We start from the raw sequence: 13,254 nt of genomic DNA, 5'->3' as shown, positions 1-13,254 counted from the left end.
CGGCGACGGGGGCGGTGCCGGCGACTCGGGTGGTGCCGGCGGCGCCGGGTCCGGAGGAGCTCCCGTGAACCCCGGCGCCGACGGCGCTCCCACGAACGGCGCTCCCGTGGACGACGCCACCGTGCGCGCCGCCGCCCTGCACGAGGCCGCCGAGGAGCTGCGGGGGATCCTGCCGCGCTGGGAGCTCGTCGCGCACCACCGGCTGCGCGACCTGGCGGAGCGGCACGAGCTGTCGCTGAACGAGCTCGTCGTCCTGGCCGAGCTGCTGCTCCGCTCCCGGCCGCTCGACGGCGCCGCCACCGCGGAGCTGACCGGACTCCGCAGTGGCGGGGCCCCCGGCTGCTCGCGCGGCTGGAGGAGCGGGACCTGGTGGTGCGCGACCCCGGTCCCGGCGACGGGCGCCGGCTGCTGGTGTCCGCGTCGGACGAGGCGCGTGAGCTGCTGTGGCACGGCCTCACCGACGTGGACGCCACGCGGATGTTCGCCGTCGTCCCGACGGACCGGATCGGCTGGGCGACCGGGTTCCTCGGCCGCCTCACCGACCTGGGCGTCCGCCGGATCCAGGCGTTGCAGGACCGCCGCGCCCGCGAGCGGCGCCGCGGCCGGTAGGACCGCGGGACGGCAGCAGCACGGAGCACGGCAGCACGGCGCGCGCTCACCGCGCCCAGCCGGCGCTCCGTTCCACCGCGCGCTGCCAGTTGACGTGCTCGCGGTCCCGCACCGCGGGGTCCATCGCGGGGTCCCAGGCCGCGGCCCGGTGCCAGTTGCGGCGCAGCACCTCCTGGTCCGGCCAGTACCCGACGGCGAGGCCTGCCGCGTAGGCGGCGCCGAGCGAGACCGCCTCGGAGCCGAGCGGGCGTTCGACCGTCAGGTCGAGCACGTCGGCGACGCACTGCATGAGCAGGTGGTTCGCCGTCATGCCGCCGTCCACCTTCAACCGCGTGACCGGCAGGCCGGAGTCCGCGTTCATCGCATCCAGCACCTCGCGGGTCTGCCACGCCGTCGCCTCCAGCACGGCCCGGGCCAGGTGCCCGCGGTGGATGTAGGACGTCAGCCCGACGATCACACCGCGCGCGTCCGGGTACCACCGTGGCGCGTAGAGACCGGAGAACGCGGGCACGACGTAGCAGCCGCCGTTGTCGGGCACGGTGAGTGCCAGCGTCTCGATGCGGGCCGCGGTGGAGATCATCCCGAGGTTGTCGCGGAACCACTGCACCAGCGACCCGGTCATCGCGATCGATCCCTCGAGGGCGTAGACCGGTTCGTCGCCGAGCAGGTACCCGACCGTCGGGATCAGGCCCGTCTCCGACCCGGCGATGCGCGACCCGGTGTTCTTCAGGAGGAACGCGCCCGTCCCGTAGGTGCACTTCGCCTCGCCCGGCGCGAAACAGGTCTGCCCGACCAGCGCGGCCTGCTGGTCACCGAGCGCCCCCGCGACGGGGACGCCGGGCAGCAGGTCCACGCAGCGGCCGTACACCTGCGAGTTCGGCACGATCCGCGGCAGCATCCGCGGCGGGACCCGCAGCGCGGCACACAGGTCCGGCGACCACTCGAGGGTCCGCAGGTCCATGAGCATCGTCCGGCTGGTGTTGGTGACGTCGGTGACGTGCACCCCGCCGTCCGGGCCGCCGGTGAGCTGCCAGATCAGCCAGCTCTCGATCGTCCCGAACAGCACGTCCCCCCGCTCCGCGCCCTCCCGGGCGCCCGGGACGTGGTCCAGCAGCCACTGCAGCCGCGGCCCGGCGAAGTAGGTGGCCGGGCCGAGCCCGGACACCTGGGCGTACATCCCGGCGTCGGCGGCCAGCCCGGCGACGATGCCACCGGTGCGGGTGTCCTGCCAGGTGATCGCCCGCGACAGCGGGACGCCGGTGTGCCGGTTCCAGATGACGGTCGTCTCGCGCTGGTTCGCGATGCCGAGCGCCGCGACGTTCTGCGGACCGAGCCCGGCCCGGCGCAACGCCGCCGGCACCACCCGGTTGACCGCGCGCCAGATCTCGGCCGCGTCGTGCTCGGCACGCCCCGGGCTCGGGAAGTGCTGGCGGTGCTCGTGCTGCGCGACCGCGACCATCCGCCCGGAGCGGGTGAAGAGCAGGCAGCGGGTGGACGTCGTGCCCTGGTCGATCGCCGCGACCACCCGCTCCGACGACGGCACCGTGCTCATCGCAGTCCCTCCAGCCCGTCGGCGATCTCGGCGGCCGCCCCGGTCAGCTGGACCAGCGGATCCGGGCGGGGCCTGCCGTCGGAGCTGAACAGCTGCTCGGCCGGGGCGCCGATGCCGAGCGCGGCCACGGTCAGCCCGCCGCCGCTGCGCACCGCGACCGCGAGCCCGCCGGTCCCCGGCTCCCAGCCGCCGGGATCCGCCGCCCAGCCGCGCCGGCGCGACGCCGTCAGCTCCCGGGTCAGCGCCGCCGGATCGGTGAGGGTCCGCCGGGTGTAGCGGTCCAGCGGCTCCGGCACCCGCACCGACGCCGGTGCGAACGCCAGCAGGCACAGCCCCCACGCCGTCGCGTGCAGCGGCTGCACGGTGTTGGTGCGCAACGTCTGCGGGCTCCCGTCCGGCCGGAAGACGTGGTGCACGACGTCCACCCCGCGGCCGTCGACGGACGGGACGCCGAGGTACACCGCGCACCCGGTTCCCGCGGCGAGCGCGTCCGCCCAGTTCATCGCCCGCGACCGCAGGTCGTGCCGGTCCCACGGGGTGCCGAGCCGGTCCAGCCCCTCCCCCAGGAGGTAGCGCCCACTGGCCTGGTCCTGCGCGACGAGCCCCTCGTCGCGCAGCGTCCGCAGGATGCCGTGGACGGTCGGCCGGGGCAGGTCCACCGCGGCGGCGAGCTCCGCGAGCGCGAGCGGGCGCCCGGCGCCACCGAGCAGCCGCAGCAGCGCGGCCGCCCGCTCGACGGACTGGATCTGCCGGGCCACGACGCCCGATCCTAGGGGCCGGGGACCGCGACGGCGACGCCCGCTGCGGCCGACCGCCACCCGATCATGCGCTGATCGACCCGCAACGTTCGACATCGTCGAACGGTTTGCGTTGCCGCCTCACCGCTCCGCTCCTAGCGTCTCCGCCCACGGCGGGGCCGTCCGGTCCCGCGAGGGGGAACTCGAGGAGGAGGGGGTTCGATGACGAGCTCCGAGAAGACCGAGAAAACCGAGGCGGCTCCCGCGCCGAAGGGCCTGTCACTGATCGCCGAGATGAGCGCCGAGTTCGCCGGCACGATGATCCTGATCCTCTTCGGGGTCGGCGTCGTCGCTCAGGTGACCACGACGCCCGACGGGTCCAACGGGCAGTACGACTCGATCGCCTGGGCATGGGGCATCGGCGTCATGCTCGGTGTCTACGTGGCCGGCCGTACCTCCGGCGCGCACCTCAACCCGGCCGTCACCCTCGCCTTCGCGCTCTACGAGGGCTTCCCGTGGCGCAAGGTCGCATCGTTCGTGCTGGCCCAGGTGCTGGGCGCGTTCGTCGCCGCACTGATCGTCCGTGTCGTCTACGCCGACTTCATCCGGTCCGTCGACCCGAACCTGACCGAGACCCAGGGGATCTTCTCCACCTCGCCCGGTGACCCGGTGTCGATCCCGACGGCGTTCCTCGACCAGGTCGTCGGCACCGCGATCCTGATCTTCGTGATCTTCTCGCTGGTCCACCCGCGGAACAAGGGTCCGCTGGCCAACATGGCGCCGTTCATGATCGGCGTGCTGGTCGTGGGCATCGGCATGGCATGGGGTGCGAACGCCGGCTACGCCATCAACCCGGCCCGTGACTTCGGCCCGCGGCTGGCCTCCTTCATCACCGGTTACGACACCGCCTGGGTCACCAGTGACGGCACGCCGTACTGGTGGCTGCCGATCGTCGCGCCGCTGCTCGGCGCCGTCGTCGGCGGTGGCCTGTTCAAGCTGCTGATCGACCGCTACATCCCGGCCGAGGACGCCCCGCAGGAGATCGGACGGGTCTGACGCCCGGCCCCACCGACCGCACAGCAGAAGGAGAGCTCAATGGCCGAGTTCGTCGGCGCCATCGACCAGGGCACCACCTCCAGCCGCTTCATGATCTTCGATCACTCCGGCAACGAGGTGGGCCGGCACCAGCTGGAGCACGAGCAGATCCTGCCGCAGCCCGGCTGGGTCGAGCACAATCCCGTCGAGATCATCGAACGCACCAACGCCTGCCTGCAGTCCGCGCTCAACGCGACCAACCTGACCGCGGACGACCTGGTCGCGCTCGGCGTCACCAACCAGCGCGAGACCACCGTCGTGTGGAACCGGCGCAACGGGCGCCCGTACTACAACGCGATCGTCTGGCAGGACACCCGCACCGACCGGATCGCCACCGCCCTCGAGCGTGAGGGCAAGGGCGACGTCATCCGGCGCAAGGCGGGCCTGCCGCCCGCGACGTACTTCTCCGGCGGCAAGATCCAGTGGATCCTTGAGAACGTCGACGGCGTCCGGGAGGCCGCCGAGGCGGGCGACGCGATCTTCGGCAACACCGACACCTGGGTCATCTGGAACCTGACGGGCGGCCCGAACGGCGGGCGGCACGTCACCGACGTGACCAACGCGAGCCGCACGATGCTGATGAACCTCGAGACGCTCGACTGGGACGACGAGCTGCTCGGCTTCTTCGGCATCCCCCGGCAGATGCTGCCGGAGATCAAGCCGTCGTCGTCGGCCGACGGCTTCGGCACGACGCTGGCGAACGGCGCGCTGGGCGGCGAGGTCCGGATCACCGGCGACCTCGGCGACCAGCAGGCCGCGACCGTCGGGCAGGTGTGCTTCGCCCCGGGCGAGGCGAAGAACACCTACGGCACCGGCAACTTCATGCTGCTCAACACCGGCAACGAGCTCGTCCGCTCGGAGTCGGGGCTGCTGTCGACGGTCTGCTACAAGTTCGGCGACGAGCCGGTCGTCTACGCGCTGGAGGGGTCGATCGCCGTCACCGGGTCGGCCGTGCAGTGGCTGCGCGACCAGCTCGGGATCATCTCCGGCGCATCGCAGTCCGAGTCGCTGGCCCGCCAGGTCGAGGACAACGGGGGCGTGTACTTCGTGCCCGCGTTCTCCGGGCTGTTCGCGCCGTACTGGCGGTCCGACGCCCGCGGCGCGATCGTCGGGCTGTCCCGGTTCAACACGAACGCGCACCTGGCCCGGGCCACCCTGGAGGCGATCTGCTACCAGTCCCGCGACGTCGCCGAGGCGATGACGAAGGACTCCGGAGTCTCGCTCGACGTCCTGAAGGTCGACGGCGGCGTCACGCTGAACGAGCTCTGCATGCAGATCCAGGCGGACGTCCTGGGTGTCTCGGTGTCGCGGCCGGTCGTCGCGGAGACGACGGCGCTCGGTGCGGCCTACGCGGCCGGGCTGGCGGTCGGGTTCTGGAAGAACACCGACGAGCTGCGGGAGAACTGGAACGAGGCCCGCCGCTGGGAGCCGCACTGGGACGCCGCCCAGCGTGACGAGGGCTACGCGAAGTGGAAGAAGGCCGTCGAGCGCACGCTCGACTGGGTCGACGTCGAGTGACCCCTGTGCCCGGTGCCGCCCCCACGACAGGGCGACACCGGGCACAACGGCGCACGTCCCGGGCGTTGAACGGGTAGTCCCCTGCAGGACGACACGAGTGGAAGGTCTGATCATGAAATCGGTGGAGCTCTCCCCGGAGGCCCGTACCGCGGCACTGCAGGCGATGGGCGACCGCGAGCTCGACGTGCTCGTCGTGGGGGGTGGCGTCGTCGGCGCCGGCTCCGCGCTCGACGCCGCGACCCGCGGCCTGTCGGTCGGCCTGGTGGAGGCGCGCGACTTCGCGTCCGGCACGTCCAGCCGCTCGTCCAAGCTCGTCCACGGCGGTCTCCGCTACCTGGAGATGCTGGACTTCCGGCTGGTCGCCGAGGCGCTCGCGGAGCGCGGCCTGCTCATCCAGCACCTCGCCCCGCACCTGGTCCGCCCGGTGCCGTTCCTCTACCCGCTGCAGCACCGCGGCTGGGAGCGGCTCTACGCCGGCGCCGGTGTCGCGCTCTACGACACGCTCGGCTTCCTCTCGGGCCGGTCCCGCGGCGTCCCGCACCACCGGCACCTCACCCGTCGCGGTGCGCGCCGGGTCGTCCCGTCGCTGCGCAAGGACGCCCTCGTGGGCGCCCTGCAGTACTACGACGCCCAGGTCGACGACGCCCGGCACACCATGATGATCGCCCGCACGGCCGCCGCGTACGGCGCGCACGTGGCGACCCGCGCCCGCGTCGTCGGGCTGCTGAAGGACGCCGGCCGTGTGGTCGGCGCGACCGTGCAGGACCTGGAGACCGGCGAGCGGGTCGACGTCCGCGCCAAGCAGGTCATCAACGCGACCGGCGTGTGGACCGACGACACCCAGGGCCTGGCCGGTGAGCGTGGCCTGTTCAAGGTGCGGGCCTCGAAGGGCATCCACCTGGTGGTGCCCCGCGACCGGATCCGCGGTGAGTCCGGGCTGATCCTCCGCACCGAGAAGTCGGTGCTGTTCGTCATCCCGTGGGGCCGGCACTGGATCATCGGCACCACCGACACCGACTGGGACCTCGACAAGGCCCACCCGGCTGCCAGCGCGGCCGACATCGACTACCTGCTCGAACACGTCAACGCCGTGCTGGAGCAGCCGCTCACCCACGACGACGTCGAGGGCGTCTACGCGGGCCTGCGCCCGCTGCTGTCGGGCGAGTCGGACTCCACGTCGAAGCTGTCCCGCGAGCACGCGGTCGCGACGCCGGTGCCCGGCCTCGTCGTCGTCGCCGGTGGGAAGTACACGACCTACCGGGTGATGGCGAAGGACGCGGTCGACGCCGCGGTGCACAGCCTGGACGCGAAGGTCCCGGAGTCGTGCACCGAGGACGTGCCGCTGCTCGGCGCCGAGGGCTTCCACGCGCTGACCAACGCCACCGCACGGCTGGCCACGCAGTCGGGCCTGCACAAGGCCCGGATCGAGCACCTGCTCGGCCGCTACGGCTCGCTGATCCAGGAGGTGCTCGGCGTCGCCTCCGACGACCCGACGCTCACCGAGCCCCTCGCCGGCGCGCCGGACTACCTGCGCGCCGAGGTCGTCTACGCCGCGTCGCACGAGGGCGCCCGGCACCTCGAGGACATCCTCGCCCGCCGCACCCGGATCTCGATCGAGACGTTCGACCGCGGTGTCGGTGCGGCCGAGGAGGCCGCCCGGCTCGTCGCCCCGGTCCTCGGCTGGAACGAGGAGCAGGTCGCCCGCGAGGTCGACCACTATCGCAAGCGGGTGGAGGCCGAGCGGGAGAGCCAGAAGATGCCCGACGACGCCACCGCCGACGCGGCCCGGCTCGGCGCCCCGGACGTCGTGCCGGTCAGCGGCTGAGCCCGCCGTGAGCGAGCCCGGGCGGACCCCGGACGGCCGGTACGTGGTCGTCCGGGGCCGCCGATCCCGAGCTGCCCGACGACGTCCGGTCCCGGCTGCAGCAGCACCTCGGGCAGGCCCGCGCCGAGGTCGGCGCCGGGCGGCGGACCGGCGACGACGACCGGGTCACCGCCGCACGCGCCCGCGTCGACGCGGCCAAGCACGGCCTGGGTGAGCGCGGCACGCCGTGGTGGGAGCTCGGGCTCGGCGAGCGGCGCGACCGCTGGGAGGACGCGCTGCGCGAACTCTCCTGAGGAGCCCGGTCATCGAGGACCGGACCTGTCCGCATGGGGTCCTACCGTCGTTCTCGTCGGGCCGGGGAACAGCCCCCGGCCGGAGAACCCCCGAGAGGCGGGCCCATGAACGCCACCACCGAGTCCCAGGCCCTGACCGGCGAGCGCGCCGAGCTGGTCGCCCTGCTGGAGCGGCACCGCGGTTTCCTGTTGCAGACCGCCCAGGGCCTCACCGAGTCCCAGGCCCGTACGGCGAGCACGGTCAGCGCCCTCACCATCGCCTCGCTGCTCAAGCACGTCGCCGACACCGAGGAGCAGTGGTTCCGGTTCGCGCTGGAGGGCGCGAGCGCCTTCACCGCCGTCTACACCGACGACGTCGACTGGGACGCCGTCGCCACCGAGGGCGAGAGCAACGGCGGCGACTGGTCGGACTCCGAGTGGACCGACACCCGGTTCGTGCTGGCGGACCACGAGACCCTGGAGTTCCTGCGGGCGCGGATCGAGCAGGTCGCCGGGCGGACCGAGGAGATCCTGCGGACCGCGGACCTCGACGTCGTCCACGACCTGCCCGTCGCCCCGTGGTTCGAGCCGGGCGCCGCCTGGTCCGTGCGGCGGGTCGCGCTGCACATGCTGGCCGAGATCAGCCAGCACTCCGGGCGCGCGGACATCATCCGCGAGGCCCTCGACGGCGCGCGGACGATGGGCTGAGGGGGCAGGCGATGAACGACACCGCCGAGTCGATGACCGAACTGCTGGGCTCCGCCGCGCGCGGCCTGTCCGGCGAGCGGGCCTGCATCCTGGAGACCCTCGCGAAGCACCGGATGCTGCTGCGGCACACCGTGGACGGACTCTCCGAGTCCGACGCCCGGCGGCGCCCGACGGCGAGCGCGCTGACCCTCGCCGGGATCCTGAAGCACGTCGAGGGCGTCGAGACGTGGGCCGACGTCGCCGCGGACCCCGACGCCGAGCGTGCGGACTTCGCCGTCGGGCCCGACGACACGTGCGAGTCCCTGCTCGCGCGGTACGCGGCGACCGCGGCCCGCACCGACGAGCTGGTCACGACCGTGGACCTCGACGTCGCGCACAAGCTGCCGCCCGCGCCGTGGTTCCCCGGGGAGGCGTGGTGGAGCGCCCGTCAGGCGCTCGCACACATCGTCGGCGAGACCGCCCAGCACAGCGGGCACGCCGACATCATCCGGGAGACGATCGACGGCCGGAGGTCGATGGGCTGACCGGGTCACTACCGTCGGGGGCATGGCCGACCTGGTGACCCTCGACGACATCGAGACCGCGGCGGAGCGGATCGCCGGGGGCGTGGTCCGCACCCCGACCGTCCCCTCCCCCGGCCTCGCCGCCCTGCTGGGCGCCCCGGTGCTGCTGAAGCTGGAGCAGCTCCAGCGGGCCGGGTCGTTCAAGCCGCGCGGCGTGCTCGCGAAGCTCGCGACGTTGTCCGCCGCCGAGCGCGACGCCGGGCTGGTCGCCGTCTCCGGCGGGAACCACGGCCTCGCGGGCGCGGAGGTCGCGGGCGCGGCGGGGGTAGCGGCCGTCGTCGTCATGCCCGAGAACGCGCCGGCCCGTTCGGTCGCCGCCGCCCGGGCGGCGGGTGCCGACGTCCGGCTCACCGCGGACATCCCGGCCGCGTTCGCGCTGGCCGGCGAGCTGCAGGCGGCCGGGGCGACGCTGGTGCACCCGTTCGACGATCCGGTCGTCCTCGCCGCGCAGGGCACGGCCGGGCTGGAGCTGGCCCGCGACGCCGCCACGCTCGGCGAGCCGCCGACCGACGTCCTCGTCTCGATCGGCGGGGCGCGCTGCTCTCCGGTGTCGCGACCGCCGTGCGGGCGCTGCTGCCGGAGACCCGGGTGTGGGGCGTGGAGACGGTCGGGGCCGAGGCGATGTCCGCGGCGCTCGCCGCCGGTGGCCCGGTCCCGGTGACGATCACCTCGGCGATCACCACGCTGTCCGCGCCGTCGGTCTCGCAGCTGACCTACGACCACGTCCGCGAGCTGGTCCACGACGTGCTGGTCGTGCCGGACGCCGACGCCGTCCGCGGCAGCGTCGAGCTCGCCGAGCACGCCGGGATCTGGGCCGAGCCCGCCGCGGGGTGCCTGGTCGCGGGCGCCCGCACCGTCGTCGCGCGGCATCCGGACGCCCCGCTCGCCCTGGTCGTCTGCGGGGCGAACGCCGACGTCGCCGACGTGGTGGGCGCGGCGCGGCCACCCGCCTGACCGGCCGGGATGGCGGGGCGGCTCCCCGGCGTTGAGTCCGGCGTGGAGCAGCGGACGGACGTGGTCGTGATCGGCGCCGGGCAGGCGGGGCTGTCCGCGGCGGCCGGGCTGCGGCGCGGCGGGCTGGAGCCCGGCCCCGGGTTCGTCGTGCTCGACGGCGAGGACGGCCCCGGCGGCGCGTGGCGGCACCGCTGGCCGACGCTGCGGATGCGCACGGTCAACGGGATCCACGACGTCGCCGGCGTCCGGTCCGGGTTCGACGACCCGGGCGCCGATCCCGACCGGCCCGCCCGGGAAGCGGTCCCCGGCTACTTCGCCGCGATCGAGCGGGCCTGGGACCTGCAGGTCGTGCGCCCGGTCCGGGTGCACGCGGTGCGCGACGCGGACGACGTGGCCGGCCGGGACGGCGAGCTCACCGTCGAGACCGACGCCGGCACCTGGACGGCCCCGCACCTGATCAACGCCACAGGCACCTGGACGCGGCCGTTCGTGCCGTCCTACCCGGGCGCCGGGTCGTTCCGCGGGACCGCCCTGCACGCCCGCGACCACACCGGCCCGGAGGCGATGGCCGGGAAGCGGGTCGTCGTGGTGGGCGGCGGGATCACCGCGGTGCAGCTGCTCCTGGAGATCGCCCCGTACGCGGCGTCGACGACCTGGGTGACGCGGCGCGAGCCGGTCTGGCACGAGGGGCCGTTCGACGCCGGGCACGGCCGCGCCGCCGTCGCGCTCGTGGAGGAGCGGGTGCGGGCCGGGCTGCCGCCCCGCAGCGTCGTCGGCGTCACCGGGCTGGGCCTGACGCCGGAGGTCCGGGTCGGGATCGCGAGCGGCGTGCTGCGCAGGCGGCCGATGTTCGCCCGCATCACCCCCGACGGCGTGACCTGGGACGACGGCACCCACGAGGCCGCCGACGTCCTGCTGTGGGCGACCGGCTGGCGGCCCGCGACCGGGCACCTCGCGCCGCTGCGGCTCCGGTCGCCGGGCGGCGGGATCCGGCTGGGCGAGCCGCTCGACACGACCGTCGTCGCCGACCCGCGGGTGCACCTGGTCGGCTACGGGCCGTCGGCGAGCACGATCGGCGCGGACCGGGCGGGCCGGGCCGCCGCCCGCGCGGTGCTGGCCGGGCTGCGCGAGCGGGACGGCGCGGCCGCCCGAGCCGTCACTCCCGCCGTTCCCGGCTGAGCAGCCGGTACTCCCGCAGCACCAGCACGATGATCGCGACGTCGAGCGCGGCGAGGAACGGCAGCAGCAGCGACCCGGTGTGCCAGGCGTGCACCAGCTCGTAGACCACGAACAGCGACAGCACCACGATCGCGGGCGGGTACGCCGGCAGCCACTTCCGCAGCAGTGCCCCCACCAGCGCCAGCTTGATCGCCCCGTGCAGGGCGAGGTAGACGACGGCGAAGGTGCGGTCGCCGCCGGCGAACGCGTCGGTCCCGGCGACGAGGTGCCGCGCCAGGGTGCCGTCCGGCGGCCCGACGAGGTCGCGGGCGAGGATCCGCGCCACCACGTGGTGCAGCCATTCCCCGGACACCAGCAGCAGCGCGACCCCGGCCAGCAGCTCGGCCGCGCCGTCGACACCCTTGACCACCAGGGCGATCCGGAACAGCCGCTCGGTCCACCGGGCCTGCTCGGCCGCCGGTCGTGTCATGGCGCGACCCTAGACCGGCCCGGTCCCGTTGCAGCGCGCAACCGGCCGTCGTAACCTCGTTAGCGATACTCAAGGAAACCGGCGGCCGCTACCGGTGGGTCGCGCTGTCGAACACCACCATGGGCGTGCTGATCGTGACGATCAACATGTTGATCCTGCTCATCGCCCTGCCGGACATCTTCCGCGGCATCGGGGTCGATCCGCTCGCTCCGCAGAACATCGACTACCTGCTGTGGCTGATCATGGGCTACCTGGTCGTCACCGCGGTGCTGGTGGTCAGCTTCGGGCGGCTCGGCGACATGTACGGCCGCACCCGGATGTACAACCTGGGCTTCGCCGTCTTCACGCTGTTCTCGGTGCTGCTCGCGGCGACCTGGCTGCAGGGCGACGCCGGCGCCGTCTGGCTGATCGTGATGCGGGTGCTGCAGGGCGTCGGCGGGGCGCTCCTGCTGGCGAACTCGACCGCGATCCTCACCGACGCGTTCCCCGCCGACCGGCGCGGGCTCGCCCTCGGGGTGAACTCGGTCGCGGCGATCGCCGGGTCGTTCCTCGGGCTGGTCGTCGGCGGGGTGCTCGCCCCGGTGGACTGGCACCTGGTGTTCCTGGTGTCGGTGCCGGTCGGGGTGTTCGGCACCGGGTGGGCGTACGCGAAGCTGCGCGACACCGGCGTCCGCCGGGCGGCCCGGATCGACTGGTGGGGCAACGCGACGTTCGCGGTCGGGCTCGTCGCCGTCCTCATGGGCATCACCTACGGCATCCAGCCCTACGGCGACGACGTCATGGGCTGGACGAGCCCGCTCGTGCTCGGCTTGATCGGCGGCGGGATCGTCGTCCTGGGGATCTTCACCTGGATCGAGCGCCGGGTGCCGGACCCGATGTTCCACGTCTCGCTGTTCTCGATCCGCGCCTTCACCGCCGGGAACCTGGCGAGCCTGCTCGCCGCGCTCGGCCGGGGCGGGCTGCAGTTCATCCTGATCATCTGGCTGCAGGGGATCTGGCTGCCCGAGCACGGCTTCGCGTTCGAGGCGACGCCGCTGTGGGCCGGGATCTACATGGTCCCGCTGACGATCGGGTTCCTCGTCGCCGGGCCGGTGTCGGGGATCCTGTCCGACCGGTACGGGGCGCGGGCGTTCGCGACCGGCGGCATGGTCGCCGCGGCGGCGACCTTCCTCGCGCTGCTGGCCGTACCGGTGGACTTCGACTACCGCGTCTTCGCGGTGGTCCTCGCGCTCAACGGGCTCGCGATGGGGCTGTTCAGCTCCCCGAACCGGGCGGCGATCATGAACTCGCTGCCGGCGCACCAGCGCGGCGCGGGCGCGGGGATGACGTCGACGTTCCAGAACGCCGCGACCGTGCTGTCGATCGGGGTGTTCTTCTCGCTGCTGATCGCCGGGCTGGCGACGACGCTGCCGTCGGCGATGCACGACGGCCTGGTCGCCCAGGGCGTCCCGGAGCTCGCCGCGGACCGGGTGGCCGCGCTCCCGCCGGTGGGGATCCTGTTCGCCGCGCTGCTGGGCTACAACCCCGTCGCGACGCTGCTGGGCCCCGACGTGCTCGCCCACCTGGACCCGGCGCACGCCGCGTTCCTGACCGGGCGGGTGTTCTTCCCGCAGCTGATCTCCGGCCCGTTCGCCGACGGGCTCACCTTCGCACTGGGCTTCGCGGCCGTCGCCTGCCTGGTCGCGGCGGTGGCGAGCGCGCTGCGGGGCGGGCGGTACCACCACGACGACGCCGTGACACCCGCCCCCACACGGACCTGACCGGACCTGACCC

The 13,254-nt window shown here is 74.0% G+C and carries 13 protein-coding genes; 10 read left to right on the top strand and 3 right to left on the bottom strand.

The genetic code is table 11. From position 1 onward, the window contains the following. The first annotated feature begins 369 nt into the window (after positions 1 to 369). Complete coding sequence (locus Ae150APs1_RS22450; protein WP_075300123.1) at positions 370 to 609, top strand: hypothetical protein; 240 nt, start codon at positions 370 to 372, stop codon at positions 607 to 609. 46 nt (positions 610 to 655) lie between these two features. Here the strand turns inward: Ae150APs1_RS22450 and glpK (Ae150APs1_RS22445) are convergent, their stop codons facing one another. Next, on the bottom strand, positions 656 to 2,161 hold the full coding sequence (glpK, locus tag Ae150APs1_RS22445) for a glycerol kinase GlpK (RefSeq protein WP_075300121.1): 1,506 nt from the start codon (positions 2,159 to 2,161) through the stop codon (positions 656 to 658). Next, positions 2,158 to 2,919, bottom strand: a complete 762-nt coding sequence (locus tag Ae150APs1_RS22440; protein ID WP_060576274.1) for an IclR family transcriptional regulator — start codon at positions 2,917 to 2,919, stop codon at positions 2,158 to 2,160. The genes glpK (Ae150APs1_RS22445) and Ae150APs1_RS22440 overlap by 4 nt, the downstream gene beginning before the upstream one ends. A gap of 273 nt (positions 2,920 to 3,192) precedes the next feature. On the opposite strand from Ae150APs1_RS22440, the gene Ae150APs1_RS22435 reads away from it, so the two are divergent. The 8 genes from Ae150APs1_RS22435 to Ae150APs1_RS22400 all read left to right on the top strand — a co-directional run bounded on the left by Ae150APs1_RS22435 (position 3,193) and on the right by Ae150APs1_RS22400 (position 11,012). Next, on the top strand, positions 3,193 to 3,954 hold the full coding sequence (locus Ae150APs1_RS22435) for an MIP/aquaporin family protein (RefSeq protein ID WP_075302430.1): 762 nt from the start codon (positions 3,193 to 3,195) through the stop codon (positions 3,952 to 3,954). 39 nt (positions 3,955 to 3,993) lie between these two features. Continuing rightward, complete coding sequence (gene glpK / locus Ae150APs1_RS22430) at positions 3,994 to 5,511, top strand: glycerol kinase GlpK (protein WP_010231844.1); 1,518 nt, start codon at positions 3,994 to 3,996, stop codon at positions 5,509 to 5,511. Positions 5,512 to 5,623: 112 nt separating this feature from the next. Beyond that, on the top strand, positions 5,624 to 7,336 hold the full coding sequence (locus Ae150APs1_RS22425; protein ID WP_010231847.1) for a glycerol-3-phosphate dehydrogenase/oxidase: 1,713 nt from the start codon (positions 5,624 to 5,626) through the stop codon (positions 7,334 to 7,336). A 398-nt stretch (positions 7,337 to 7,734) separates the two neighbouring features. Further along, complete coding sequence (locus Ae150APs1_RS22415) at positions 7,735 to 8,316, top strand: DinB family protein (RefSeq protein WP_075300119.1); 582 nt, start codon at positions 7,735 to 7,737, stop codon at positions 8,314 to 8,316. An 11-nt stretch (positions 8,317 to 8,327) separates the two neighbouring features. Further along, on the top strand, positions 8,328 to 8,840 hold the full coding sequence (locus tag Ae150APs1_RS22410; RefSeq protein ID WP_083680299.1) for a DUF664 domain-containing protein: 513 nt from the start codon (positions 8,328 to 8,330) through the stop codon (positions 8,838 to 8,840). 22 nt (positions 8,841 to 8,862) lie between these two features. Beyond that, positions 8,863 to 9,540 carry a pyridoxal-phosphate dependent enzyme gene (locus tag Ae150APs1_RS32955; RefSeq protein ID WP_212567248.1) on the top strand — a complete coding sequence of 226 codons (678 nt, stop codon included), beginning with the start codon at positions 8,863 to 8,865 and terminating at the stop codon, positions 9,538 to 9,540. Further along, complete coding sequence (locus tag Ae150APs1_RS32950) at positions 9,441 to 9,833, top strand: pyridoxal-phosphate dependent enzyme (RefSeq protein ID WP_212567247.1); 393 nt, start codon at positions 9,441 to 9,443, stop codon at positions 9,831 to 9,833. Before Ae150APs1_RS32955 ends, Ae150APs1_RS32950 begins: the two co-directional genes overlap by 100 nt. A gap of 42 nt (positions 9,834 to 9,875) precedes the next feature. Beyond that, positions 9,876 to 11,012 (top strand): NAD(P)-binding domain-containing protein, encoded by a 1,137-nt coding sequence (locus Ae150APs1_RS22400; RefSeq protein WP_249266440.1) that lies wholly within the window; start codon positions 9,876 to 9,878, stop codon positions 11,010 to 11,012. Here Ae150APs1_RS22400 and Ae150APs1_RS22395 read toward each other — a convergent pair. Beyond that, positions 10,990 to 11,481: a DUF2127 domain-containing protein gene (locus tag Ae150APs1_RS22395; protein ID WP_075300115.1), complete on the bottom strand. Its 492-nt coding sequence runs from the start codon at positions 11,479 to 11,481 to the stop codon at positions 10,990 to 10,992. The genes Ae150APs1_RS22400 and Ae150APs1_RS22395 overlap by 23 nt on opposite strands. Before the next feature lie 119 nt (positions 11,482 to 11,600). On the opposite strand from Ae150APs1_RS22395, the gene Ae150APs1_RS22390 reads away from it, so the two are divergent. Continuing rightward, the gene (locus tag Ae150APs1_RS22390; protein WP_075300113.1) at positions 11,601 to 13,241 is read left to right on the top strand and encodes an MFS transporter; all 1,641 of its coding nucleotides are present in this window, start codon (positions 11,601 to 11,603) and stop codon (positions 13,239 to 13,241) included. Positions 13,242 to 13,254: the final 13 nt, after the last annotated feature.

The sequence above is a fragment of the Pseudonocardia sp. Ae150A_Ps1 genome (assembly GCF_001932315.1).
GTDB lineage: Bacteria > Actinomycetota > Actinomycetes > Mycobacteriales > Pseudonocardiaceae > Pseudonocardia.
Note: the sequence above shows the minus strand (reverse complement) of the source record. Positions and strands in the feature narration are given on the sequence as shown.